29 protein-coding genes and 1 other annotated feature are annotated in these 25,832 nt (G+C 47.2%); of the genes, 2 read left to right on the forward strand and 27 right to left on the reverse strand.

What is annotated here, in order from left to right; genetic code table 11:
• Positions 1 to 36 precede the first annotated feature (36 nt).
• The gene (gene secDF, locus CEG13_RS10935) at positions 37 to 2,295 is read right to left on the reverse strand and encodes a protein translocase subunit SecDF (protein ID WP_100011925.1); all 2,259 of its coding nucleotides are present in this window, start codon (positions 2,293 to 2,295) and stop codon (positions 37 to 39) included.
• Between the two features lie 65 nt (positions 2,296 to 2,360).
• Positions 2,361 to 2,654, reverse strand: a complete 294-nt coding sequence (locus CEG13_RS10940; RefSeq protein WP_100011926.1) for a post-transcriptional regulator — start codon at positions 2,652 to 2,654, stop codon at positions 2,361 to 2,363.
• 126 nt (positions 2,655 to 2,780) lie between these two features.
• On the opposite strand from CEG13_RS10940, the gene spoVB reads away from it, so the two are divergent.
• Complete coding sequence (spoVB, locus tag CEG13_RS10945) at positions 2,781 to 4,331, forward strand: stage V sporulation protein B (protein ID WP_100011927.1); 1,551 nt, start codon at positions 2,781 to 2,783, stop codon at positions 4,329 to 4,331.
• 60 nt (positions 4,332 to 4,391) lie between these two features.
• Here the strand turns inward: spoVB and CEG13_RS10950 are convergent, their stop codons facing one another.
• The gene (locus CEG13_RS10950) at positions 4,392 to 5,690 is read right to left on the reverse strand and encodes an ArsB/NhaD family transporter (RefSeq protein ID WP_100011928.1); all 1,299 of its coding nucleotides are present in this window, start codon (positions 5,688 to 5,690) and stop codon (positions 4,392 to 4,394) included.
• A 113-nt stretch (positions 5,691 to 5,803) separates the two neighbouring features.
• Here CEG13_RS10950 and CEG13_RS10955 point away from each other — a divergent pair, with 113 nt between their 5' ends.
• Complete coding sequence (locus CEG13_RS10955; RefSeq protein WP_100011929.1) at positions 5,804 to 6,184, forward strand: TIGR04086 family membrane protein; 381 nt, start codon at positions 5,804 to 5,806, stop codon at positions 6,182 to 6,184.
• A 247-nt stretch (positions 6,185 to 6,431) separates the two neighbouring features.
• Here CEG13_RS10955 and yajC read toward each other — a convergent pair whose 3' ends face one another.
• The 24 genes from yajC to CEG13_RS11080 form a co-directional block, all read right to left on the reverse strand.
• Positions 6,432 to 6,686 (reverse strand): preprotein translocase subunit YajC, encoded by a 255-nt coding sequence (gene yajC / locus CEG13_RS10960; protein ID WP_100011930.1) that lies wholly within the window; start codon positions 6,684 to 6,686, stop codon positions 6,432 to 6,434.
• A 33-nt stretch (positions 6,687 to 6,719) separates the two neighbouring features.
• The gene (gene tgt, locus CEG13_RS10965; protein ID WP_100011931.1) at positions 6,720 to 7,859 is read right to left on the reverse strand and encodes a tRNA guanosine(34) transglycosylase Tgt; all 1,140 of its coding nucleotides are present in this window, start codon (positions 7,857 to 7,859) and stop codon (positions 6,720 to 6,722) included.
• Positions 7,860 to 8,390: 531 nt separating this feature from the next.
• On the reverse strand, positions 8,391 to 9,419 hold the full coding sequence (gene queA / locus CEG13_RS10970; RefSeq protein WP_100011932.1) for a tRNA preQ1(34) S-adenosylmethionine ribosyltransferase-isomerase QueA: 1,029 nt from the start codon (positions 9,417 to 9,419) through the stop codon (positions 8,391 to 8,393).
• Positions 9,420 to 9,434: 15 nt separating this feature from the next.
• Complete coding sequence (locus CEG13_RS10975) at positions 9,435 to 9,626, reverse strand: DUF2905 domain-containing protein (protein WP_192869547.1); 192 nt, start codon at positions 9,624 to 9,626, stop codon at positions 9,435 to 9,437.
• Between the two features lie 2 nt (positions 9,627 to 9,628).
• A complete protein-coding gene (gene ruvB, locus CEG13_RS10980; RefSeq protein ID WP_100011934.1) occupies positions 9,629 to 10,633 on the reverse strand; it encodes a Holliday junction branch migration DNA helicase RuvB in 1,005 nt (334 codons plus the stop codon).
• Between the two features lie 18 nt (positions 10,634 to 10,651).
• Positions 10,652 to 11,254, reverse strand: a complete 603-nt coding sequence (ruvA, locus tag CEG13_RS10985) for a Holliday junction branch migration protein RuvA (protein WP_100011935.1) — start codon at positions 11,252 to 11,254, stop codon at positions 10,652 to 10,654.
• 105 nt (positions 11,255 to 11,359) lie between these two features.
• Positions 11,360 to 12,091 carry a YebC/PmpR family DNA-binding transcriptional regulator gene (locus tag CEG13_RS10990; protein ID WP_100011936.1) on the reverse strand — a complete coding sequence of 244 codons (732 nt, stop codon included), beginning with the start codon at positions 12,089 to 12,091 and terminating at the stop codon, positions 11,360 to 11,362.
• A gap of 84 nt (positions 12,092 to 12,175) precedes the next feature.
• Positions 12,176 to 12,724 (reverse strand): YhcN/YlaJ family sporulation lipoprotein, encoded by a 549-nt coding sequence (locus CEG13_RS10995; protein ID WP_100011937.1) that lies wholly within the window; start codon positions 12,722 to 12,724, stop codon positions 12,176 to 12,178.
• 67 nt (positions 12,725 to 12,791) lie between these two features.
• The gene (nadE, locus tag CEG13_RS11000) at positions 12,792 to 13,532 is read right to left on the reverse strand and encodes an NAD(+) synthase (RefSeq protein WP_100011938.1); all 741 of its coding nucleotides are present in this window, start codon (positions 13,530 to 13,532) and stop codon (positions 12,792 to 12,794) included.
• A gap of 19 nt (positions 13,533 to 13,551) precedes the next feature.
• Positions 13,552 to 14,505, reverse strand: coding sequence for a phosphotransferase (locus CEG13_RS11005; protein WP_158234672.1), 954 nt, complete (start codon positions 14,503 to 14,505; stop codon positions 13,552 to 13,554).
• A complete protein-coding gene (gene safA, locus CEG13_RS11010) occupies positions 14,498 to 15,391 on the reverse strand; it encodes a SafA/ExsA family spore coat assembly protein (RefSeq protein WP_100011940.1) in 894 nt (297 codons plus the stop codon). The genes CEG13_RS11005 and safA overlap by 8 nt, the downstream gene beginning before the upstream one ends.
• A 161-nt stretch (positions 15,392 to 15,552) precedes the next feature.
• Positions 15,553 to 16,410, reverse strand: coding sequence for a prephenate dehydratase (pheA, locus tag CEG13_RS11015; RefSeq protein ID WP_100011941.1), 858 nt, complete (start codon positions 16,408 to 16,410; stop codon positions 15,553 to 15,555).
• A gap of 27 nt (positions 16,411 to 16,437) precedes the next feature.
• Positions 16,438 to 17,718: a GTPase ObgE gene (gene obgE / locus CEG13_RS11020; RefSeq protein WP_100011942.1), complete on the reverse strand. Its 1,281-nt coding sequence runs from the start codon at positions 17,716 to 17,718 to the stop codon at positions 16,438 to 16,440.
• An 18-nt stretch (positions 17,719 to 17,736) separates the two neighbouring features.
• Positions 17,737 to 18,249, reverse strand: coding sequence for a Spo0B domain-containing protein (locus CEG13_RS11025; protein WP_158234673.1), 513 nt, complete (start codon positions 18,247 to 18,249; stop codon positions 17,737 to 17,739).
• Positions 18,250 to 18,855: 606 nt separating this feature from the next.
• Entirely contained in the window at positions 18,856 to 19,146 is a 291-nt protein-coding gene (rpmA, locus tag CEG13_RS11035) for a 50S ribosomal protein L27 (RefSeq protein ID WP_100011945.1), read from the reverse strand.
• Positions 19,147 to 19,160: 14 nt separating this feature from the next.
• On the reverse strand, positions 19,161 to 19,490 hold the full coding sequence (locus CEG13_RS11040; protein WP_100011946.1) for a ribosomal-processing cysteine protease Prp: 330 nt from the start codon (positions 19,488 to 19,490) through the stop codon (positions 19,161 to 19,163).
• 11 nt (positions 19,491 to 19,501) lie between these two features.
• Positions 19,502 to 19,810, reverse strand: a complete 309-nt coding sequence (gene rplU, locus CEG13_RS11045) for a 50S ribosomal protein L21 (RefSeq protein ID WP_100011947.1) — start codon at positions 19,808 to 19,810, stop codon at positions 19,502 to 19,504.
• Positions 19,811 to 19,823: 13 nt separating this feature from the next.
• Positions 19,824 to 19,894 (reverse strand) — a sequence feature (ribosomal protein L21 leader region).
• Between the two features lie 100 nt (positions 19,895 to 19,994).
• On the reverse strand, positions 19,995 to 20,861 hold the full coding sequence (locus tag CEG13_RS11050) for a M50 family metallopeptidase (protein WP_239984627.1): 867 nt from the start codon (positions 20,859 to 20,861) through the stop codon (positions 19,995 to 19,997).
• On the reverse strand, positions 20,845 to 21,615 hold the full coding sequence (locus CEG13_RS11055) for a peptidoglycan DD-metalloendopeptidase family protein (RefSeq protein WP_100011948.1): 771 nt from the start codon (positions 21,613 to 21,615) through the stop codon (positions 20,845 to 20,847). Before CEG13_RS11055 ends, CEG13_RS11050 begins: the two co-directional genes overlap by 17 nt.
• Positions 21,616 to 21,752: 137 nt before the next feature.
• Positions 21,753 to 22,550 (reverse strand): septum site-determining protein MinD, encoded by a 798-nt coding sequence (gene minD / locus CEG13_RS11060; protein WP_100011949.1) that lies wholly within the window; start codon positions 22,548 to 22,550, stop codon positions 21,753 to 21,755.
• Complete coding sequence (gene minC / locus CEG13_RS11065; RefSeq protein ID WP_100011950.1) at positions 22,543 to 23,229, reverse strand: septum site-determining protein MinC; 687 nt, start codon at positions 23,227 to 23,229, stop codon at positions 22,543 to 22,545. Before minC ends, minD begins: the two co-directional genes overlap by 8 nt.
• Positions 23,230 to 23,310: 81 nt before the next feature.
• Complete coding sequence (gene mreD / locus CEG13_RS11070) at positions 23,311 to 23,853, reverse strand: rod shape-determining protein MreD (protein WP_100011951.1); 543 nt, start codon at positions 23,851 to 23,853, stop codon at positions 23,311 to 23,313.
• Positions 23,850 to 24,734 (reverse strand): rod shape-determining protein MreC, encoded by an 885-nt coding sequence (gene mreC, locus CEG13_RS11075; RefSeq protein WP_100011952.1) that lies wholly within the window; start codon positions 24,732 to 24,734, stop codon positions 23,850 to 23,852. Before mreC ends, mreD begins: the two co-directional genes overlap by 4 nt.
• Before the next feature lie 12 nt (positions 24,735 to 24,746).
• The gene (locus CEG13_RS11080) at positions 24,747 to 25,787 is read right to left on the reverse strand and encodes a rod shape-determining protein (protein WP_100011953.1); all 1,041 of its coding nucleotides are present in this window, start codon (positions 25,785 to 25,787) and stop codon (positions 24,747 to 24,749) included.
• Positions 25,788 to 25,832 lie beyond the last annotated feature (45 nt).

Raw genomic sequence — 25,832 nt, forward strand, 5'->3', positions numbered from 1 at the left:
CGACAGAGGGTTTTATCTGGCAAAACATTTGAATTACTAAACTTGCGGACCTTCCACACGCTTTTTCTTTGTAAAGTCCACCGGTTTTTTCTTGATCATCTTACCACGCCACACCAGCCAAAGCTGGGCTGCAATAAATAGCGATGAATAGGACCCCGCCAGCAGTCCAACGAATAGGGCAATGGCAAATCCGGTAATTGGCTGGGCTCCAAGAATAAGAAACGCAAGGACCGCAGTCAGTGTGGTAATTGTAGTATTCATGCTCCTGGTAAACGACTGCAAGAGACTTCGGTTGACGACATTTGCCAACTCTTTAAACGAAGTCACCTTTTTCTTGAACCGGAGATTTTCCCGAATCCGATCAAAAATGACGATCGTGTCATTGATCGAATAACCAATGATGGTGAGAATCGCCGCGATAATCGTCACATCAAATTCAATCTGTGTGATGCTGAATACCGCCAGGGTGAAAAACACGTTATGCAACAGCGCAATAATCGCAGTGATTGCAAAGTAAAATTCGAAGCGCAGTGCTACATAGAGGATCATCCCGGCAGCAGCAATCGAAACAGCATAGACCGCATTCTTCACCAGTTCCTCTCCAACAATTGAGGAAACGGTACTGACACTTGGCTGTGTGCCATACTGTTCACCAAAGTAGCTCTGGACTTCAGCCACCCGCTCATCGGACAGCACGGTATCAAATCGCGCAACAGCCATCTCATTATTATCACCGGAAAGGACGATCGACTGCGGGGAAAGCCCCAGTTCATCAAACCCTGCTTCTACCTCTTCTGTATCAATCGTGGATTCCCCGACAACCTGCACACGGGAGCCGCTGGTAAAATCAACCCCCGGATTAATCTGGAATAACAGGAAAGAAACGGTGCCGAGAACGACCATTACCAGGGAGCCGATGAAATATTTCCGCCGGTGATCCACTGGGCGCAATTCCCGGTTAAACATCAGCACAGGCCGCTCTTCGCGGCTATCCTTAATATCTTTGATTTGATCCTGTTTTACACCAAACCAGCCTTTGCGCTTGTTCAAGGCTTTGCTTTTCACCCATAATCCGAGCAGCAATCTGGTGCCATATACAGCTGTAATGAAGCTGACAACAATGCTGATAATCAGCATGGTGGCAAACCCTTTGACCGCACTCGTGCCGAAAATAAACAGAATTGCCGCTGCCAGGAGTGTCGTAATGTTGGCGTCCAAAATCGTAGACAGCGAGTTTTTTGTGCCATTTTTAAAGGAAGCAACCACTGACTTTCCTTCGCGCAATTCTTCTTTGATCCGTTCAAAGGTGATGATATTGGCATCCACCGCCATCCCCACACCTAAAATCAATGCAGCAATTCCCGGCAGTGTCAGCACCCCGTTTAGGAGTTCGAACACGAGCAGCACCAAAAAGATGTAAAGACTAAGGTTGATTGCTGCGATAATTCCAGGAAAGCGATAAACAACCATCATAAACAGGAAAATGACGCCAATACCGACAAACCCGGCAAAAACGGTCTTATCCAGTGCCTGTTCCCCAAACTGGGCACCTACAGATGTGGAATAGATTTCATTCAGATTGACCTGAAGTGACCCGGAATTAATGATATCTGCCAGCTGCTGGGCAGATTCCACCGTGAAGTTGCCGGTGATTTGTACACTGGACGTATTCAGCCGTTCATCAACTGCCGGAGCTGAGACAAATTTCGGATCTTCTTTCGTCACTTCCTCCTCGTACGAATCCCCTTCTTCATAGTCCATCCAAATAACAAGCCGGTTATTTGGCGGAGTCATTTCACTTATCTGCTCGGTTACATCACCAAATTTCTCCGGATCTTCCAGCCCCAGCGTAACAAGCGGCTGATTGGTATTCGGATCAAAATCCTGGCGGGCACTTCCATCCACGATATCCGTGCCATCGAGCAGTTTATTGTCGTTCACATCACGAAAAGTAAGCTGTGCAGAGGTGGACAAGAGTTCCCGCGCCTCTTCCTGATTATCAACCCCGGCCAGCTGCACGCGGATTCTGTTTTCTCCCTCAATATTGATCGTAGCTTCACTGATTCCAAGCCCGTTGACACGGTTATTCAGTGTGTCTACCGTCCCTTCCAGCAGACTGCGGGTAATTTCCGTTCCCTCTTCTACAGGCTCTACTTCATAAAGGACCTCAAACCCGCCCTGCAGATCCAAACCCAAATTGATATCTTTTGCTATTCCTGTGACTGTTGTTCCAATCGTCCCGAAAATCGCTAACACGATCAGGAAAAAGGCAACAATCCTGCCTCTTTTTTTCATTTAACCTTTTCCTCCCTTTACAAACACGGGTCCTGAAGTTTCACTTATGTATCCTATCATTCCGCTCATTTCGTATGTTCGCCGGTTAATGCGGCAATAGAAGCCATTAAATCATCATTCTGATAAGCATTGACAGTAAGGTAACTCAAATACACCCCGGAGCTGAGATGGAAGATATCCCGCGCCATTTCGTGTATGCGCTTGGGCGGATCTCCTTTCCACACCTTTTGCACCAGGCAATTCCAAATATCCTCCCTGGTTGCTTTGTCATACCCCATCAGCCGCATATCACTGACTTTGCTGTCCAGTGCTGGTTGGAGCATAGCCTTCCATTCGCTTGCCTTTTGTATAATCGCCATCGTTCTCCCCCTCTTTGTCCCCTTCGTCTTTTCGATATCTCTTTTAACTTGTCATGCTTGGCCTATTTATAAGCATACGTATATTGTATATGAAATTTTATTATTTGAGAAGGCAGGTTGCTGGCAATGAGCAAACAAACTTTTTTACAGGGGACGTTAATACTGATCCTCGCCGGGATGATTACACGGTTTTTGGGATTTATCAATCGGCTGGTTGTCGCCAGGCTGATGGGTGAGGAAGGCGTGGGGCTCTACATGATGGCCCTGCCGACACTATTTCTGATCATCACGATTACCCAGCTTGGGCTTCCGGTTGCCATATCCAAACGTGTTGCCGAAGCAGAAGCAGTCAACGATCAGGTCAAGATTAAAAAAATTCTTGTGATCTCCCTTCTGCTAACAGGTACCTCCAGTGTTATTTTCACCAGCGGCATGGTACTTGCAGCACCGTTTATCGCCACCACCCTTTTAACGGATGAACGAACCCTAATGCCCTTGATTGCCATCAGCCCGATTGTTCCGATTGTGGCGATCTCCTCCGTGTTAAAGGGTTATTTTCAAGGGAAACAGAATATGAAACCGCAGAGCTATGCACAGGTAATTGAGCAAATTGTCCGGATCACCTGTGTCGCCCTGTTTGTTAAACTCCTGATGCCGTTTGGTGTGGAATACGCTGCTGCAGGTGCGATGTTCAGTGTAATTCTAGGTGAGGCGGCTTCTTTATTATACATGCTGCATATGTTCAAACGAAAAAAAACGATGAAAGTGCGCCGGCGGTTCTTTTCTTATGTCAAATCAAGCAAAGAGACGATGAAAGAACTTTTTTCGATTTCCTTGCCGAGTACAGGCAGCCGTATGATTGGCTCCGTTTCCAATTTTCTCGAACCGATCATGGTGGCACAGAGCCTGGCAATTGCCGGTGTCTCCAGTACAATGGTCACCAGACAGTACGGGGAGCTGACAGGCTATGTGCTCCCATTATTGTTCCTGCCAACATTCATTACCCATTCGCTGTCGATCGCTCTTGTTCCTTCGATATCCGAGGCTGCTGCCCATACGAATAAAAAAATGATTCATTATCGGATTCACCAGTCGATCCGGATTTCATTCGGATCCGGTGCGCTTGCCACCATTGTTCTGTCACTGTTTGCGGTGCCGATTTTAACCTATATGTACGGGACAGACGGTGCCAGCTCATTTTTAACATTAATGGCTCCCTTTTACATTTTACTGTATATCCAATCCCCATTACAAGCTGCTCTGCAGGCGCTCGATTTGGCAAAACCGGCGATGTACAACAGTTTAATCGGTGCAGCTTGTAAATTTATCGTGCTGTTTTTTCTCGCGTCCAATCCCAACTTTGGCATTACGGGGGTAGCCATTGCTATGTCAGTCGGAGTTGTGCTGATTACCCTGCTTCATCTTGCCACACTGAATAAGGCAATTGGCTTTTCGATACCGATTGCTGATATAGCGAAAATGACGGTACTGCTTTTGCTGACATGGGGAGCAGGAAAGCTGCTGAAAGATATCTATGATGCCATGGATCCTCACCTGCTCGTTTTTCTTTTGGTGCTGCTCCTGCTAAGCTGCATTTACATCATTTTCTTGTTTTTGCTGAAATTTATTACGAAAGAGGAGCTCAAGCAGCTGCCGTTTTTTCAGAAATGGGTGTAAGAAAACTTGGTTTATCATCAAAAACGAAGCGCCGCTCATCCCGGGAGGATAAGCGGCGCTTTACAATTGGCCCTGATAAGGCAGCAGGTAGCGGATATAAATATAAATTGTGCAGACCAACAGTGACAATAAAACCATCGGGATTCCGTAGAGCATAAAACGCAGGAAGGGAATCCTCTCGCCCTCGCCTTCTGCCAGCCCGGCAACGACCAGATTGGATGAAGCGCCCACCAGAGTCGCATTCCCCCCAAGACAGGCACCGAGCGCCAATGACCACCAAATTGGATCCAAATTATACATGCCATAGGTTTCGAATTCCTGGACAACGGGGATCATCGCCGCCACAAACGGGATATTATCCACCACCCCGGAAAATGTTCCAGATACCCAAAGGATCAGCAGGGCTGTGCTCGCATAATCCCCCTCTGTTGCCACTACAATCGCCCGGGCCAACTCATCAATGATTCCCACTTCTTCCAAACCGCCCACCAACGCAAACAACCCGATAAAAAAGAATAATGTCACCCATTCCACTTTTGCAAAAACATGTTCAGCAGCCAGCTCCTTATCTGTGAGGAAAAGCAGCAGAAAGGCGCCGGCCAAGGCAATAACAGTCAGTTCCACATGTAAAAATGAAGACAGCGTAAACCCGGTGATCGTTAGGCTCAAGACAGCAATGGACTGATACAGCATCGGTGTTTTTACGAGCTGGTCCTGCGCCCGCATTGCCATCAGCTGTTCCACATCACTCGACTCCCGCCTAAGCGAATTTTGGAATAGAAGGTAAATGCCAGCCAGCATGACAGCAAAGATAATTACAACAACCGGTCCCAAATGAACCAAAAACGAAAGGAAGGTCAGATGCTCCACCGCCTGGCCAATCATGATGTTCGGCGGATCGCCAATTAACGTTGCCGTGCCGCCGATATTGGAAGCAAAAATAATTGCAAGCAGGTAAGGAAGGGATGACAGTTCCAGCATTTTGGTGATCTTTAGGATAATCGGTACAAAAATCAGCACCATGGTGACATTGTTTAAGACAGCCGAGCCTGCAGCAGTGAGAATGCTGATACCGAATAACAGCGGAATCGGTGAGCCGCGGACCTTTTGGGCAAAGCGGATCGCTATGTAACTGAACAGACCTGTCTTTTCGGTAATTGAGATGAGCACCATCATGGAAAACAAGAGGGCAATCGTATTCCAATCGATGTAATTGGTAAACATTTCATCGGCACTGTAAATGCCCACGGCCATGAGAAGTACCCCGCCAGATGCTGCCACCACTGCCCGGTTCAGCTTGTCCATCATAATGAAAAAATAACTGATGAGAAAAATGAGCGATGCCAGTATAATTTCCATTGCTTTCCCTCCACCCTATTACCACTATATGCAGGGACAGGCAAAATATTTTCCGTCTATTTTTTCTATTGGTGAATAGAATGAACTAAATGGACAAACGGGGGGAGATATTAATGCAAAACAGACAATTTACTGCACTGTTATATGGATGGATTGCGGTGCTTGGCTTAATTTTTATTGCCAGTGTGATTCTTGCTTTATTGCTGCGTTTTACTAGTTTCAATGACCCAACCCTGACTTGGGTCACGCTCATCGTTGGTTTGATTTCATTGTTCCTTGGAGGACTGATATCCGGGGTGAAAGGAAAAGCAAGGGGCTGGCTGCTCGGTGGGCTTACAGGACTTGGATTTACCCTGCTGACGTTTCTCGTTCAGTATCTCGGCTACCAGCAAGGCTTCTCGCTCAGCCAAAGCCTGCACCATGTCGGATTTGTTCTCGCCGCACTATTAGGAGGAATGGTCGGTGTCAGCGTCTCCAGCGATGCGCAGGAATAGAAAAGTGCATGCCGAAGAGGGCAGTCCTGATGGGATTGCCCTTTTTTCTCTTATTGGAAGTTTTCTTCGTAGTTGCTGGGAACTGCGACATAGGCTGCCGCTGCGGAAAGCGAAGGGTATTTCCGCAGCGGCAATGACACCCATCATTTTTGATTTTACTTCGCAGTTTGTAGATTTTGTGACAGAACAAATCAACCTCAAAAAACCAAAAAAAATAAGCAGCAGTTCAGCCTGCCGCTCATTTTTGCTATTGCTTTACTTCACGAATCGCAGAACGATCGTATGTAAGTTTAGTGTTTTCCGACTGAATGATGACCGTGTCTTCATCAATCGCATGAACAATACCATGTAATCCGCCAATTGTAACAATCGTATCCCCTTTTTGCAGATCATTCTGCATCTGCCTTACCTGCTTCTGCCGCTTTTGCTGCGGACGGATCAGCAGGAAGTAAAAAATCACAAACATTAAAATAATCGGTGATAAGGAAATAAGCATTTCCATGTGGATGTTCCCTCCTTTCCGGATAAGAGCCTGTTAAAAATTCTTCGCATCCGGTTTATTAAAACCATATTGTTCAAAGAATTCATCTCTAAAATCGCCAAGCCGATCTTCGCTAATCGCAGTTCGTACTTGCTCCATTAATTTTAACAGAAAATGGAGGTTATGATAAGTAGTTAGTCTGAAACCGAATGTTTCATTGCATTTAATCAAATGACGGATATAGGCCCGGCTGTAATTTTTGCACACATGACAGCTGCAATGTTCATCAATCGGCCGGAAATCCCGGGCAAATTGCGCATTTCGGACAACCAGACGTCCAGTGGAAGTCATGCATGTCCCATTCCGGGCAATCCGTGTCGGGAGCACACAATCAAACATGTCAACACCACGGATCGCACCATCAATCAAGGAATCAGGTGAGCCAACTCCCATCAAATACCGCGGCCGATTTTCCGGCAGCAGCGGTGTGGTGATTTCCAGCATCCGGTTCATCACATCTTTCGGCTCACCGACCGACAAACCGCCAATGGCATAACCGGGAAAATCAAGCGAAACAAGATCCTTGGCACTTTGTTTGCGTAAATCCTCATGTTCTCCGCCTTGGACAATCCCAAACAACCCCTGCTTCTCGGTCTGATCATGGGCTTTCAGACAGCGTTCCGCCCAGCGGGAAGTTCGTTCCACCGAAGCCTTCATATAATCATGGGTCGCTGGAAATGGCGGACATTCATCAAACGCCATCATAATATCAGAACCAAGCGCATGCTGAATCTCCATCGCTTTTTCCGGTGAAAGAAACATCTTTTCCCCGCTAATATGGTTGCGGAAATGTACTCCTTCTTCCCGGATATCGCGCATATCACTCAGACTAAATACTTGAAAACCACCAGAGTCAGTTAAGATCGCGCCGTCCCAGTTCATAAATTTATGCAGCCCGCCAGCTTCACGAATAATATCTTCCCCGGGCCGCAGCCACAGATGATATGTGTTAGACAGAATCATATTTGCTCCCATTTCCCGCAGCTCTTCCGGACTCATTGTTTTCACCGTGGCAAGCGTCCCGACGGGCATAAAAGCCGGGGTGTCAAACGAACCATGCGGTGTATGCACCCGGCCGAGCCTGGCGCCTGTCTGTTTACATGTCTTAATAAATTCATATGTAATAGCTGTCATTCTATTCGTCCTTTGCTTTAAAGTGTTAATGATAAAAGCTCTATTCTTAAGGATTGTTGCTTATTTATTTTCGTAGTTGATGGATACGGCGATGTAATCCACCGCCCACAGTTGCGAAAACACCTGCGACAGAGTGCTCGTTGATTTCCGCTGCGGACATCCGCTTTCCGCGGGCACGGCTTCAGCCTCCTCGGAAGAAGTGCACTTCCTGCGGGGTCTTCAGACTCGTGCTTTTCCCGCAGGAGTCGGATGCCCTCCGCTCCACTCAACCATCAAAAGTGTATTGTTGTTCTTTTAAAATTTAGCAAGCAGTAAAGACGCAAACCACATCAGTCAGCGGAGGAAATACCCGAAGACTCCTGCGGGATGGTAAGCCTAGGTGAGACCCCTAAAGACGAGGCAGCACGAGGAGGCTCACCAGCGCCCGCGGAAAGCGAAGGGTATTTCCGCAGCGGCGGATCATGAACCCCATTAACTTATGTCGCAGTCTATCGATATTGTAAAAAAACAACATTCTTTTAGAGAACAGCCTTATAAAATAAACATCGCATCACCAAAACTGAAAAACCGGTAGCGCTCATTAACTGCTTCCCGGTAGGCATGGAGGACCTTCTCCCGTCCGGCAAATGCACTGATAAGCATGACCAATGTCGATTTTGGCAAATGGAAATTGGTGATCAGCCCGTCCACTGCCCGGAATTCATATGGCGGGTATATAAAAATATCCGTCCATCCGCTGGCGGCGGCAAACGCCCCGTCAAGATCACGCGCGATTGTCTCCAGGGTGCGGGTGGAAGTCGTGCCGACAGAAATAATTCTGCCGCCATTTTGTCTAGCCTTCGTCAGTGTTTCTGCCGCTTCCTCTGACATCTGGTAAAATTCGGCATGCATCTCGTGTTCCTCAATATTTTCTGCACTGACCGGACGAAAGGTGCCAAGCCCGACATGGAGCGTAATAAAAACGATCTCCACACCGATTTGCTTAATTTCCTCCAGCAGCTCTTCCGTAAAATGCAGACCGGCTGTCGGAGCCGCCGCAGAACCTTCTTCCCTGGCATATACGGTTTGGTAGCGGTCCTTTTCCGGAAGTTTTTCCTTAATGTACGGTGGCAGCGGCATTTCCCCGAGCGCATCGAGCACTTCATAAAAAATGCCTTCATAGGAAAATTCCAATATCCGGCCGCCATGATCTTTATAACCCGTGCACACAGCTGTCAATTTTCCTTCACCAAAACTGATTTCCGTGCCGATTTTTATTTTCTTCGCCGGTTTTGTCAAAACTTCCCAGCTGTCGCCTTCCCGCTGGTGCAAAAGCAGCACTTCCACATTCGCTCCAGTATCCTGCTTTACCCCATACAACCGGGCAGGCAGCACCTTCGTGTCATTAAGCACCAGACAGTCGCCTTTTTGCAGGTAGCCGGTGATATCGGTGAACTGCCGGTGGGCGACCTCACCTATTTCTTTATCAAGAACCAGCAGTCGGGAGGAGCTTCTGTCTTTCAGCGGAGTTTGTGCAATGAGCTCTTCCGGCAGGTCAAAATCATATTCGTTGATATTCATGGTGCATCTCCTTCGTCACCGGAAGCGTCCGATGATATAAAAAATAAGTGTGAGAATAATACTTACAACAATCGAGGTCATAATCGGAAAATGAAAGGAAAAATTCCCTTTTTTAAAGCTGATATCTCCCGGCAGTCTTCCAATAAAAGTCCAGATCAGGCCAATGACAATAAAGATGACGCCAAGCAGAAGGAACAGTTTTCCCATGTTCATTCCCTGTCATTCCTCTCGATGCCAAAATGCTCGTAGGCTTTCGGTGTAACGATTCTGCCCCGTGGGGTGCGCTGGATAAAGCCAATCTGCAAAAGGAACGGCTCGTACACATCTTCTATCGTCTGTGATTCCTCGCCAATGGTTGCTGCAATCGTATCAAGCCCAACAGGGCCCCCCTGAAAACCTTCTATAATGCTATTCAGCAGTTTATGGTCGATATGATCCAGCCCTTTATCATCCACCTGCAGCATCCTTAGTGCCTGTATGGTTGTATCCAGGCTAATCTCGAACTCTCCCTTTACTTGGGAAATATCGCGAATTCGCTTGAGCAGCCGGTTGGCAATCCTTGGCGTACCTCTCGACCGGCTGGCTACTTCCATCGCCGCTTCCTGTTTGATCGGCGCAGAAAAAATATCAGCCGTACGCTCTACAATAGCACATAAATCTTTCGTCTCATAGAACTCCAGCCGGCTTAGCACTCCGAAACGATCCCGGAGCGGTGCGGACAAAAGCCCTGCCCGTGTGGTTGCTCCAACCAGCGTAAATGGCGGCAGGTCAATCCGTACAGAGCGCGCACTCGGGCCTGTCCCAATTACAATATCAAGGAAAAAGTCCTCCATCGCCGGGTACAGCACTTCTTCCACCGAACGCGGCAGGCGATGCACCTCATCAATGAATAGGACATCCCCCGGTTCCAATGAGGAAAGAATGGCAGCCAAATCGCCGGCACGCTCAATTGCCGGGCCGGAGGTGGAACGGAACTGTACACCCATTTCGTTTGCGATGATCGCAGCCAGTGTCGTTTTTCCGAGGCCAGGCGGTCCATACAGCAGCACATGATCCAGCGGTTCTTCCCGCATTTTTGCTGCCTGTATGAAGATACTCAAGTTTTCCTTCACTTTGTTCTGTCCAATATATTGATTTAAATGAGTTGGGCGGAGACTCAGTTCCAAGGAGGATTCCTCTTCCTGCAGCTCTCCTGTTACCATCCGTTCTTCCATCGATTTAGGACCTCCTTTCTACTTGATTAACAGTGCAAGTGCTTTCTTGACCGCTTCATCTGTGTTATTTATCGTTTCTTGCTGCAGTTTCGGCATTACTCCTTTAATTTCCCTGTCGGTATAGCCAAGGGCCTGCAGTGCTTCCTTCGCCTCTGCCAGCTGTGTCTCAGGCACGTGAGCGCCACTAGTGTCATCATCCGTTTCAGCAGAAACAGAAAGTGCCCCTGTCAATTTTCCTTTCAGATCCAAAATAATTTGCCGTGCCGTTTTTTTGCCAATGCCCGGAAAGCTTGTAAGGAATTTGTCGTCTTCCCGTTCAATTGCCCCGGCAAATCCGGCAACATCCACCGATGCAAGAATAGCCAAAGCGCCTTTTGGGCCAATGCCGGAAACGGAAATCAGCTTGGTGAATAAATATTTTTCATCCGTATTCTTGAATCCATACAGCATCTGACTGTCTTCCCGGACATAATGATAGGTATGAATTATTACCTCCGTATTTAAAAAAGACTGGAATGCAAACGGATTGGCGCAATGAATTTCATAACCCAGCCCCTGCACTTCTACAATTATCGAGTCATCTTGTATATATGTAAGATTTCCTTTTATATATGCAATCATTCAACTTTCCCCTTTACCATGTCCTTTTATTTTACCACAGTCCTTGTACCAATAAAAAACTTCCATCCCCTTTTTGGAAACAGAAGTTTTTTAGCTGGAGTCGATTTAGCTGGATTCCTCCAGGTTATGATGAATGTCCTGGACATCTTCACTCTCTTCAAGAGTATCAATCAGTTTCAGCATGTTTTCTTCATCTTTGCCGGAAACCTCACTGTACGTCTGAGGAAACATGGTGACTTCGCTGTCATCAATAGTATAGCCGCTTTCCCGCAGGTGATCGGTGACTTCCTGGAAATTTTCCGGGGCGGTGAAGATCTCGTAGGCTCCGTCCTGGGTGACAATATCATCGGCACCGGCCTCCAGCGCTTCCAGGGTAATCTCATCCTCGTCAATGTCCCCCTCGTCATTGGTGATGACGATATAGCCTTTGCGGTCAAACATAAAGGAGACACTTCCGTTTTCTCCAAGGTTGCCGTTATGCTTTTTAAAGGCATGTCGCACTTCGGCTGCCGTGCGGTTTTTATTATCGGTGAGTACATTGATGATTACCGCAACCCCGCCGGGACCGTAGCCTTCATAGGTGATTTCCTCGAAGCTTGCCCCATCCAGATCGCCGGTGGCTTTTTTGATATTGCGCTCAATATTGTCATTTGGCATATTATCTGCTTTGGCCTTATCAATCGCTGTTCGGAGCGATGGATTCGTGTCCGGGTCGCCCCCGCCCTGCTTGGCTGCCACATATATATCCTTTGCATGCCACATAAAAATTTTGCCTTTTTTGGCATCTTGTGCATTTTTGCGTTTCTGTATGTTCTTCCACTTAGAATGACCTGCCATCGGACATTCTCCTCTCTAGAAATTTCCTACTTTACTATATCAAATATAGAGAAGAATGGGAAGAGAAGAAAGACCCGTTATACCCTACTCCTGGTTAAATAGCTCTTTAAAAAATGCTTCCATCTCACTGCCGACATTTTCAGCCCCTGAGCGCGCTTTCAGATTTTTCATGCGGTCCCAATAAGCCTCATCACTAAATACGACCACCTGTTTATCTGTCTCCGGAAGCCAGGATTTCACCTGCTCTTCAATGCCATCCGGGATATTCGGATCGGTATGCTCTTTCAGAATCAGCCCGATCATGATCCGCTCCTCGTTGGAAGCAACCTGTGCCTTGACGATATCTTTGTTTCCCTCCAGCCTCCGCGTAAGCATTTCCGATTCTTCGTTAGTAAACGGGTCACTGTAGCCACCTTCGTAATCTGCGGTGTTTGCCTGGTTCTGCTCACTTTGCGGATAGCCTCCCTGCTCACCGATCGAACGCTCTTGGATATTTAAACGGTCCCTTTGTTCTGCTTTGTTTTCATAGTGCATCGGTGCTGCCGCATCACCGGTGTCATTTTCCATCTGCTCTTCCCCTGTTCCGCAGCCAGCCAGGAATAAGAGGAATAATCCAAAAATCAGTTTATACATAATAAAAACCTCCCTTACCCTCAGTATGCGGTAAGCGAGGCTGGTTTAATCCAGTGAAAATATGGAATCAGCTCCGTCGGAAAGCTGGCAAAGCGTCCCGTTTATGCGCGGTCTTTCGGTGCATGTCTTCAATAATTTGCTTCTCTTTTTCCGGAATGTCCGCACCTTTGAGATACGCATCAATCGTATCATAACTGACACCCATTTCCGCTTCATCTGTCTGATCCTCCCACAGATCAGCACTCGGTTTTTTGGAAACGACGGAATCCGGCACGTTTAAATACGCAGCCATTTCTCTGACTTCGGTTTTGGTAAATTCTACAATTGGCAGAATGTCAACTCCGCCATCCCCGTATTTCGTGAAATACCCGGTGTAAAATTCGGCGGCGTTATCGGTGCCGACAACAAGGTAATTATAATTGGTTGCCAAGGTGTACAATGTGCTCATCCGAAGTCTTGCCCGCAGATTCGCTCCTGCCAGACGGTCATTCTCCTCGTTAAACTCTGCTTTTGCTTTCAGTTCATTACGGATGCCGTTGTACATCAAATCGTGGGTTTCCGTTAAATCAATGGTCATTGAATCAATGCCGCATTCCTCGACGACTTTGTCTGCATCGGTCATATTATCAGTGCTTGTGTGAATCGGCATTATTACTCCAAGGGAATTTTCGGGAAATGCACGCTTAATTAAATTGGCAACAACCGCGGAATCAAGTCCACCGCTGACTCCGACCAATAGTCCATCCACTCCTGCATCGTTTACTGTCTGTTTTAGCCATGCTGTAATGTCATTTACTTCTTTTTCCATGATTCATCTCCCTTTCTTCCTACAATTTTAGCATTCCTTCCGCCTTTTTCAAAAAATAGCGCCGTTCTATCCAGTTTGTTTCCATTTTTTCCAGATAGACTAAAAGCGAGGACTTTTCCTTCGTCTGAAGCTGATGCAGCCATTCCCGGAGTACATCGCTGGGAATCCCGACTGCATAAAGCCATGGTTTCATGTCGCTGTCTGCAACCATCCGGTAGCGGAAAAGCTGTTCCGGATCCCAATTGAGACAGGGCAGAAAACGCTGTGCGAGCTGGATATAATCATACAGCTGGGTGGTTTGCTGCAGCAAATCAAAATCAAGCAGAAACGTCTGATCTCCGCTGTGCAGAAAGTTATGCGAGGCTACGTCCCCATGCATCCATTTGCCTTGTTCCTTCTCTTGCTCTTCCCTGATTTCCCAGGAAAATGCCGAAGATCTCTCCAAATAAAGTGCCGTCTGTTGTACAATATCCGAATATAAATTTTCAAAACCATATAGCTCGAAAAAAGGGTGAGTTTTTTTAAATAGTTCCAGCCGCTGACCTGCCCGGAAGAAATAGGAGCCCCGTTTGATTTGGGCCTGCAAATGAATTCCCTCAGCTTTCTCATGAAATGATTTTAATGCTTGAACGGCGGCGGAGCGGTCAGCGTCTCTTGTATAGCGCAGCCGCTTGCCCTGCTGGTATTCAGCTAACGTCCAATAGCCGTCGCCTGATATGATTCTGCGGCCATTCGGAAAGCGGATAAATGGAATGATATTCACTTCATCGATTGCCTCAAAAAAATCCCACTGCTGCTCAGACGAGACTTTCTTCCGGTGCCTTTTCAGCACATATTGCGCACTGTCTGCCGTTTTTAAATAGAAGACATCGCTATTAATCCGGGATATTTCCTCGGGATGCAATTCTCCTTCTTTAAGCAAAAAAGAAGAGAGACGATATAAGAATTCGTCTCCGGAAAATTGATTATTCACTTTGGGAATCATCCTTGCTTTCCCGTTGAAATGCTTGAGGGAAATTCGGATAGGCCGGCGGTGCCGGATATGGGAAATCCTGATTTCCATGACTGTTTAACTGCGGAGGATATACATCGCTTGCTGGTCGGTACGGCTGCGGTCCATTACCGTGATTATATGGGTTATAGGCGTGAATTGGCCAATCATGGTTATCATTATTGCTGAATTGTGATGGCATTTGCTGGAAATGCGGGGATGGCTCCTGCCCGTGATTATAAGCTTGCTGCGCAGGATATGGCACCTGCTGTTTGCAGCCGCAATCCTTTTTCTTTTCCCACGGTTGTGTTTGTACCGGCATTTGCTGCTGCGGATGCATCATCGGCTGGTGATGTGGCGGAAACATCGGAATCCATCCAAAGCATGGATGCCAGCACATTGGCATTGGATATGGCATCGGAATTGCCTCCATATGCTCTTTTTCTTTCTCATAAGACGATTCCTCCGATTCCTTTTCCACGTATTTCGGAAATTCCGGGAAGTCAACCATCATGTAATTATCAATATCCACACTCTGTTCCATCGGCGGCATTTTCGGCATAGATGGCATTGGTTTTTCCTTTGTTACTTTTTTCGGCTTGTGGTAGTCATCTTCTTTCAGGACCGGCATTGGTTTCGGCGATAAATCTTTATACGGCTTTTGTGTCTCTTTCTTCTTGTATTCCTTTCCGCCTGACCCTTTATGAACAGCTTTTTCCGAGCTCGGGATTTTAATTTTCATTCCTGGCATAATCATATCCGGGCTGGACAGATGGCTGTTCACTGCTTTCAACTCTTCAAAGTCAACCCCGTATTGCTTGGAAATTTCCCAAAGGGTGTCTCCCTTTTGTACGATGTGTATTTTCAAAGCGAATCAAACTCCTCTCCATTTCTGAAACTGGGCTGGGCATTAACCCTATATCAACATATGCAGGGAATGGAGAAAAGTTGAAACTAAAAATGTCTCAGAGGGAAAACACTGCAGGGGAATTAAAAAACCGCCTGCCCCGATTGAGCAGACGGTTCCTATTATATCGTATCCAGCTGGTAAACAGGGTAGGTGCCAAGAAATGTAACTTCGCATCCCAAAGCCTCCAACTCGGCTTTCACCCCGGGAAACAGCACATCATCATAGGGCTGTTCCACATCAATGATAAAGAAATAGTCGCCAAGCCCTGTTTTCGTTGGTCTGGATTCAATTTTGGACAAATTCATTTTCCGCCAAGCGAAAGCCGAAAGCACTTGATGCAATGCGCCCGCATAATCGCTCGGCAAGGTAATAAGCAGGCTTGTTTTTTCCGAGTAAACCGAATGCTTAATCACCGGCTTTTCTTTTGCCTTGGTCAGTACGGCAAATCGGGTATGATTATTGGGATAATCATGGATGTTTTCCTGTACTGTTTGGAGGCCGTATTCTTTTGCCGCCAGTTTATTTCCTATCGCCGCGATCGGTGCATCGCTCTCGCTAACGATTTCCGCTGCTCTCCCGGTCGAGGAAGTAAAGTGCAGGTTCGCCTGAGGCAGGTGCTTGTGAATATACTGGTGGCACTGGGCGATCGCATGACTGTGCGAATGAATTTCTTCAATCCCTGATAAATCCCCGGAAAAATCCGTACGGGTGAGCAAATGCTGCTGGATCGGCACAACGATTTCAGCCATAATTTCAAGCCTGACCTGATGGACGAGATAATCCACGGTCAGCTGCACTGTTCCCTCAATTGCATTCTCGAGTGGCACCACCCCAATGTCGATTTCGCCGCGGGCCACCGCATCAATGCATTCCGGTATGGTTTCAAAGCTCTGTTTGTTTTCTCCATTAAACGCCGTATCAACGGCAATTTTGGTAAAAGTCCCGCGCGGACCCAGATAGCCGATAGATGCTGCCATGTTGCTTTCCCCTCTTCCTGTCTTTGCTTATTCAATAAATTCAAACTCAAAATCGAGCAGGCGAATTATATCCCCGTCCTCTGCGCCGCGTTCACGCAATGCCTTGTCCACGCCCATTCCGCGCATTTGACGGGAAAATCGCTGTACTGCATCATCGTGGTTGAAATCCGTCATTTTAAACAATTTTTCGATTCGGCCACCAGACAGGACAAATGCACCGTCATCATCCCTCGAAATCATAAACGGCGCTTCTTCCTTCTGATAGCGGTAGACTACTTTTTCCTCCGTCTTCTCCTCCACAGCCGGCGCTTTTAGAATGCGTTCCAGTGTATCGGCAACAGCAAACAGGATGTCCCTTACTCCTGATTTGGTCACTGCAGAAATTTCAAAAACTGACACATCTTCATCCAGTTTCTCTTTAAATTCCTGCAAATTTTCTGCTGCATCCGGCATATCCATTTTATTGGCGGCTATAATTTGCGGACGTTTCATCAGCGACTCGTCATATTCGGTTAGTTCCTGGTTGATTTTCACATAGTCCTCATACGGGTCGCGTCCCTCGGTGCCTGCCATGTCAATCACATGCACAATCACGCGCGTTCGCTCCACATGCCGGAGAAACTGATGTCCAAGGCCAACTCCCTCATGTGCGCCTTCAATCAGTCCCGGCAAATCAGCCATGACAAAACTGCGCCCATCATCAGTCTCCACAACACCAAGGTTTGGTGCCAGGGTTGTAAAATGATAGTCGGCAATTTTTGGTTTTGCCGCACTGACAACGGAAAGAAAGGTGGATTTTCCGACACTTGGAAAACCGACAAGCCCAACATCAGCAATTAATTTCAGCTCCACACGAATATTGCGCTCCCTGCCTGGTTCCCCATTTTCTGCCATTGCCGGTGCCGGGTTCCTTGGCGTGGCAAAACGAGAGTTGCCGCGTCCGCCTCTTCCCCCCTGGGCAATTACGGCCCGCTGTTCATGGGCGGTCAGATCGGCAATCACTTCCCCGGTATCTTCATCGGTCACCGTTGTGCCAGGCGGAACCGGAATCACGTAAGGGGCCGCATTTTTTCCGTGCTGATTTTGGTTTTTTCCATTTTCCCCGCGCTTTCCTTTAAAATGACGGTTGTAGCGGAAATCCATTAAGGTATTCAAACCTTCATCCACTTCAAAAATTATCGCTGCTCCGTCCCCGCCGTCACCGCCGGCAGGACCGCCTTTTGGTACATATTTCTCCCTGCGATAGGCAACAAGGCCATTGCCGCCATCCCCGCCTTTAACATATACACTGACTTGATCTACAAACATTCCAATCACCTCATTCGCTTAGAAAAGCGAAAATTTTCCGGTGAATGCCTCTTCCGTCACATTCACTTGTATATTATTTTGCTGCAATACTTCCAGGTCCACGGGAAAGTCACCATGGCCTTCGATGGAAAGAAGCACTTCTATCTCTTCCGTCCCAGGTATATCTCTCAGTGTCAGCATTCCCTCATGAATATCTTCTGGATCCAGTGCTTTATGAAAGTATCTGGTCACCAGCTGGCATTTTTCGAGCAGTTCCTGATCCTGTGCTTGTAAGTTTTTCTCCGTCCGAATATGGTAATCCAGGCGCAGATTTTGACTGTTGTGGTTGAACTGCAGCAGCCACAGGATGAAAGCAGGCGCTTTTAGTGCCATCAGCTGGCGTTCTTCCTGATAATGGCTGATCACGTCATGGAGTTTCGCCTGTGTTTTTTCCATTTTCCCCATCATGGCATACCCTTGAACAACCTGCAATTGATTCATTAAATCATGCCGGTAATATGTAAGCAGCTTTAATACTTCTGTCTCTTTCATATTCTTCCTCCCCCTGCTACCGAAAAGTATAGCAAAAAAAGGAAAAAACTGCATGCTTTCTCAAAAGCTGTTTTCTAAAAGATTGGGACTGCGGTTACTCATCCCATCGAAAAGCATTGTTTGGTTTTATCACAATATCTATAAACTACGACGTAAATCAAAAAGGATGAGTGTCCTTGCTGCTGCGGAGTATAGCGCGACATATGTGCTCGTTGATTTCCGCTCCGGGCAGCCGCTTTCCGCGGGCACGGCTTCAGCCTCCTCGGAAGAAGTTCGCTTCCTGCGGGGTCTTCAGACTCGTGCTTTTCCCGCAGGAGTCGGCTGCCCGGAGCTCCAATCAACCATAAACAATGTAGACGGCTGTTGTATGATTAGGAACAAAGCACCACAACCAGCGAAGGAAATACACGTAGACTCCTGCGGGATGAAAAGCATAGGTGAGACCCCACAGCGCGTCAGCGCGAGGAGGCTCACCAGCGCCCGCGGAAAGCGAAGTGTATTTCCGCAGCGGCGGACAGAGGCCATGCCGCATTTCCCATCAACTTCCAAAAAGATGAAAAGCTCCAGCCGGGATTGGCTGGAGCTTTTCTTCCATTGCTGTTAAGCTTAAGCTTCCTGTGCAACAGGGTATACACTTACTTTTTTGCGATCGCGGCCATAGCGTTCAAATTTCACAACGCCGTCCATTTTAGCAAAAAGGGTGTCATCCCCGCCGCGGCCTACGTTCGTACCTGGATAAATTTTTGTTCCGCGCTGACGGAAAAGAATCGATCCACCTGTAACAAACTGTCCGTCGGCACGTTTAGCGCCAAGGCGTTTGGATTCAGAGTCACGGCCGTTCTTTGTGCTCCCGGCACCTTTTTTCTGTGAGAAAAACTGCAAATCTAGACGTAGCATGCAGCTGCACCTCCTTAGCTGTTTTGTATCTGGATAAATTGGCTGTATTCCTGTTCGATCGAATAAAGGGAAATGAGCATTCCTTCAATAAGGAGCTGAGCCTTCTCATCCTGAGAATCTGTCAGCTCATCAGGCAGGCGGACGGAAAGATAGCCGCCATCCTCACCTTGCTCGATTTCCAGTTCCGTATCACATAATTCCATCACCGCATTGACGGCTCCGATGGAAACAGCGGATACCCCGGCACATACCAAGTCATAGCCATAAGGACCGCTGTCGGCATGTCCGGATAACTCAAACCCTTTAATCTGGTTATCAGACCTGTATATGGTTACTTGAATCATATGAAGGTCCCTTACACGCTGATCTTATCAATGACCAATTTCGTGTATGGCTGACGATGACCCTGTTTGCGGTGGTAGTTCTTTCTCCGCTTGTATTTGTGCACGGTGATTTTTTTCTGACGGCCATGTTTCTCTACTTTGGCTGTGACGCTAGCGCCATCCACATATGGAGCACCGACTTTTACGTCATCTCCGCCTACAAAAAGCACTTTGTCAAATGTAAAAGAATCATTCGCTTCTCCAGCCAGTTTTTCTACGTAAATCTCCTGGCCTTCTTCCACTTTGATTTGCTTGCCGCCTGTTTCAATAATTGCGTACATACTTGGCACCTCCTTAATAACTAAGACTCGCCATACAGGCATCCTTTAAGGATTTTAACCTGTTCTGTGCGGTTGTAGCACTGGTGCTACGATAACGTATTGATATTATCATGGCAGAGGCGCGTTTGTCAAGATGGACAGAGAGATTTCCGTCTGATGAGGATCTCTTGACTTTTCCATAGTATCACAACCGGCTGCTGAGGAGTTCACCAATCGCATGACGGTAATGCCGTTCATGAAAATAGCCTCTGAGACAATCCGCTTCATCGATCGCCTGACGCGTCCGGTCGGGAAATGTTACATAAATAGGATGCTTCTTATCCCTCATAAAGCGAGAAAACACCTCCATCAGACTGCTGTCGGAAGGCACCGTGATCGGTCGGACCTGCCTTACCGGTGCGTTTCCTTCATAGCGCTTCAGCAAAAAGCGGATAAACACATAATAGCGCTGCTTCCATTCCGTTTTATTTTCCATAAACAGAAAGATCATGACAAAGAACGCACTCAATGTGAACGGGTAGAACAGCAATTGTCCCAACAATAATCCCACACTGGCTGTCATGGAAAACAGCAGCACGCTATGATAGGCCTTTTTATATGGCATAAAGGCGGACAATCCCAGAAACAGCAGTTTTCCCCCGTCTAATGGCCAAATCGGCAGCAGATTAAATAGGAGAATAACCGTATTGTAGTAGAAGATAACTTCGATGACAGAAGGCGGAAACCATGCTTCGACTGGCAAGAGTGTTAAGGCGAGCCATATAATCAAATGCTGCGCAGGCCCTGCCGCTGTCACCAGTGCTTCTTCCCGGATCGGCCGGTTGCCATGTTCATCGGTGTCCATTACCCCGCCGAACACCCAAAGCATGATAGTGCCGATCCGCCAGCCGAACAGCCTTGCTGTCAGGTAATGTCCCATCTCATGAAACAGGACAATCCCTAAAATTACTGCCAGCTGCATAAATGTTCCTGTAAAAAACGAAATCACCAGGAAAATCATCAATACCGGATGAATGCGGATGTCGGGTAAAAAATTACGGCGTATCGTCAACTTCAATCACCTGGACCGGATCGATAAAGCTGTCATCTTTTTCAATAGAAAAATAAACGGTTTTATTCTCGGCATCCGGGGTAAACTGGCCAATCGTCTGACTGCCATTGACGAACTGGTAAAGGTGCACATTAATCTCATTCAAGTGGCCATAAGTTGATGTGCTGCCATCCGCATGCTGCACTACCACTGTCTGATCTGTCTGCCGATCATTCCCGGCAAATACCACTACGCCATCTTCCAGTGCTTGGACCTCCGTCGTTTCCCCGGGTGCAATCATGATTCCTGTTCCATTTGCCTGGAAGGATTCCGTAATATCTCCGCTGACCGGCAGTGCCGCACGCACTCCTTCGTCAGCTGTTTCCGGTTCAGTCGGAGTCAAAGCAAGCGGACTGCCGAATGTTTCCTGATACCAGAGATGCACCCTGGCAAACGGAAATTCCTCTGTGAGAGCCTGGCTCGTCCATTCTTTTGGCGTCTGAAACATGGCGGCCTCTGTTTGCCCAAGCAAAGCAACCCCAAGAAAAAGGATCGCAGAAATAAATGCTTTTAACACCAGTGCCGGCGAAATCAGCCTTCCTCCTGCAGTGCCTGGATCACTGTTGGAAAAACTCGGAAAATAACCGTGCTTTTCCTCCTCTTCCGGAAATGCCGGATAAATATGTTTTTTCGTCCCGTGCTGCGTTGGCAATCCACGCTCTTTTCTCCTTTGTTCAATCGAACGGCGAACTTTTTTTATCCCGCGTTTATCCATTCTCCTCACATTCCTTCATCTGCATTTGTACAAGTCTATGAACAAAGCAGGCCGGATATGATTGGGAAAAGGAGGGAAAAACAAGCAGGGATATAATGAACAAGGCCGTTTATTATATCCCGTTAGGAGGAGCGGATTCAGGTTCGCATACCAATAAATTTCTTCAATCGCTGCAATACACCTTTTTCATCTTCCAGTGACTGCAGCGGAACATTCTCACCAAGAATTCTTCTGGCAATATTCCGGTAAGCGACCGACGCTTTGGAATTGGACTTCAGCGCCACAGGCTCCCCGTCATTGCTTGCTTTTATCACGGCCTCGTCATCGACAACAATCCCGATCAGATCAATGGAAAGCACTTGGACAATCTCATCTATATCAAGCATTTCACCGCTTTTCATCATATGGCTGCGGATACGGTTAATTACAAGATTTGGCGGGTCCATCTCTTCTTGTTCCAAGAGACCAACAATCCGATCGGCATCACGCACACTTGATTTTTCCGGTGTCGTAACAACGATTGCCCGGTCAGCGCCTGCAATCGCATTTTGAAAACCCTGCTCAATGCCTGCCGGACAATCAATGATGATATAATCGTATTCCTGCTTCAGTTCCGCAATTATTTTTTTCATTCCTTCTGGAGTCAATGCTGTTTTATCGCTCGTCTGGGCGGCAGGGAGCAAGGCCAGGTAATCAAAACGTTTATCCTTGATCAGCGCCTGTTTTAACTTGCAGCTCCCCTTGATGACATCTACAATATCATAGATAATCCGGTTCTCCAGTCCCATGACAACATCCAGATTGCGCAGTCCGATATCAGTATCAATCAGACAAACTTTTTTCTCCATTAATGCCAGAGCTGTACCGATATTGCCTGTGGTAGTCGTTTTTCCTACGCCGCCTTTGCCGGAAGTAACAACAATTGCCTCACCCATTTTTCATTCTCCTCTCAAAACTGCTCAAGTGGTCTCTTTTATGTGAAAGTCTTTTTAGCCGGTCAATAATAATTTTGTCCTCATTTTTGTCAATCAGGGCACATTCCATATACACGCCGCTGGATTCATAATCCGGAGCACGGCTGATATAATCAGCGATGCGAAGCTGGCTTGGCTTCATAAAAGATGCTGCAATAAAAGCATTCTGATCCATCCCGGAGCCGGCATGAGCAATACCATACAGGTTTCCCATAATATAAATATTCCCTGTGGAAACCACTTTTCCTCCCGGGTTAATATCACCGATTAAAAGAAGATCACCAGTCACTTCCAGCACCTGCCCGGATCGGATGGTACGGTTGACTGCTTTTATTTCACTTTCTTCTTTCCACTGAAGCGCATCTGCTTTTCGGATAACATCTGATTCGATGGCCTGGATGGTAAATCGGTTCTCTTCACTGATGATTTCCTTGAGCTGCGTTTTCTGTACTTCATCTAAATAACGGTCTCCCGTTTTCACCGTTACTGCGACCATCGGATCTTCTTTATTCGGACGGGCTGCCGCTATTTTTTCTTTCAGTTCTTTCAGAGCTGTGTCAAATGTGCAGCTGTCATCTATGAACAGAGAAAAACCGTCTCTGGTCCCTTTAATTGTGATTAATTGTCTCTTTTCCTGCAATCTTCCTCACCCCATTCCACTTACCTGCTCCTTAGAGGATGTTCAAAAAAATCCGGTTCATCCTCGTTTTTGAACCCACTTTTAGAGGATTGACTTACTGCCGGTTAATTGCTCTTCTCCCCAGTCCGTTAGTTTGTTGACCGTCAGCGGGTAGATAATAACGAGAAACAGCCAATTGGCCAGCAGGCTTGGCAGCAGCCGGGTCATCAGGTAATCCGCCCAAACCACTTCGGTCATTCCGACTACGGTGTACACCATATAGATAAAGATATCGGCTATCACAATCCCGACAGCACCCAAGAGGAGACTGGCAAAAATATTGCCATGAAGCATCCGCCTAAGCCCGTGTACGATATAAACCACCAATGCATAGGAGAACATATACACACCCAAAATCCCTGTATATACAATGTCAAAAAGCAGCCCGAATAGAAGCGCATAGAGAACGGAGTAATATGTATCTTCCCTGTCATAAAAAATGGAGACCAATATAAGAAAAACAAGCACCCAATGCGGGGTAATCAGCAAGTCGCTTATCACCAGACCAGGTGGCAGCAATTTAAGCGCCACCCCTTCCAAGAGGAGAAGCAGAAAGAGAATCAGAGGCAAGTAAATCCGCTTCATTCCTCTTCCTCCTCCGTTTGGGTATTGTCATCTTCGGCAAGCGCACGGTCCACTACGATTACCTGATTGATATCATACATATCAGCAGCTGGCTCCACCAGGGCTGTACGTGTCAAACCGTACTGATCAGGCACCACTTCCTTTACCGTGCCAATTTGCAGACCAGCCGGAAAAACACCGCCCATGCCGGAAGAAACAACCAGCTCACCTTCTTGCAGCTCATCCTCTGATTCTTCAATAATCCGGAACATAAGTGAACTGCTCTCTTCGTCATATCCTTCGATCATGCCGTTTATATCCTGACCTTCTTCCCGGGAGATCGTAGCAGATATCCGGTTCAGCTGATCAAACCCGGTAAGCAGCTGCACATTCGCTGTGTAGTCTGAAGCGGTCTGGATTTTGCCAACCATCCCCTCGGCAGTAATTACCGCCATGTTGGATCTCACACCGTCTTGTTCCCCTTTATTGATGGTGATCTGCTCCACCCATTGCTCCGGCGAACGGGAAATCACGGTCGCCTGGATCGGATTAAAATCACGGATCGATTCGGAATCAATCATTTCCATGGTGCTGCGCAATTCATCATTTTCTTCTCTTAGTTCCTGCACCTCGTAAATTAATCCGCTGTATTCAGCAATTTTTTCTTTCAAAAGTTCATTTTGTTCGTACGTATCGCGAATATCATCCAGATTGGAGAAAAAACCTGTTACATAATTCACCGGAGTATGGATGATGTTCTGAACAAAACCGACGGAATCATTTAAGAAATCTTCCACCGCCGTAAGATTTTCCCTGTCTCTGAGAGAAAATCCGATCAGTACGACAAGTACAATAAATCCTATCAGTAAAACAAACAAGCGTTTTTTTCGTAAAAATGACATTTCTGCACCTACTTAATCGATGGACGGACGGGATGAAACATTGGGATGTGCACGGAAATGCTGTACATAATCCAGAGATTTTCCTGTTCCGATCGCTACACTGTCCAATGGTTCATCCGTTACAAATACTGGTATTTTCGTCGCGTCACTAATAACTTGATCTATCTTTCGCAAAAGGGCACCGCCGCCTGAGAGTACTATGCCGCGGTCCATAATATCTGCCGCCAGTTCAGGAGGTGTGCTTTCCAGGGTATTTTTCACTGCTTCTACAATCGAATCAACGGTATCCTTTACCGCTCCGGCAACTTCCTCCGGGGTGATGGTGATGGTCTTCGGCAAGCCTGTCAGTAAGTCGCGGCCGCGGACATCCAGCTCTTGAAGACCCGTCACATCGCCAGCTGAACCAATATCCATTTTAATGGATTCCGCTGAGCGTTCACCAATCATCAGTCCATACTGTTTGCGGATATAGCTGGTGACAGCCTCATCCATTTCATCCCCGGCAGTGCGGATCGACTGACTGGTGACAATTCCGCCAAGCGAAATCACCGCGACCTCCGTGGTTCCCCCTCCGATATCAACAATCATACTGCCTGTTGGCTCCCAGACCGGCAGACCAGCCCCAATCGCCGCGGCAAATGGTTCGGCAATCGGAAATGCGTCCTTGGCCCCTGCCTGTTTCGATGCATCCACCACGGCACGTTCTTCCACCATCGTGATTCCTGAAGGCACGCAAACCATCACATTGGGCTTTCTGGCAAAGAAAGAGCGGTTCCGCATAGCTTTTTTTATATAATATTTAATCATGACCGCGGTCGTATCATAATCGGCAATGACCCCGTCTTTCATCGGCCGGATCACTGAAATATTCCCCGGTGTTCTGCCTATCATGTTCCTGGCCTGCTTTCCCACTGCCTCAACTGCCCCGGTCTCTTTGTTTTTGGCAACAACCGTCGGCTCTCTCAGCACAACTCCTTTTCCTTTTACAAAAACAAGGGTATTAGCCGTTCCCAAATCAATTCCTAAATCCTGTGAAAAATTAAAGATCCCCAAAAATATCTCCCTCTCCCGGACGCGTTTCGTTTATCATCGGTAAGT

The organism is Lentibacillus sediminis, assembly GCF_002763455.1.
Classification (GTDB): Bacteria; Bacillota; Bacilli; order Bacillales; family Amphibacillaceae; genus Lentibacillus_D; species Lentibacillus_D sediminis_A.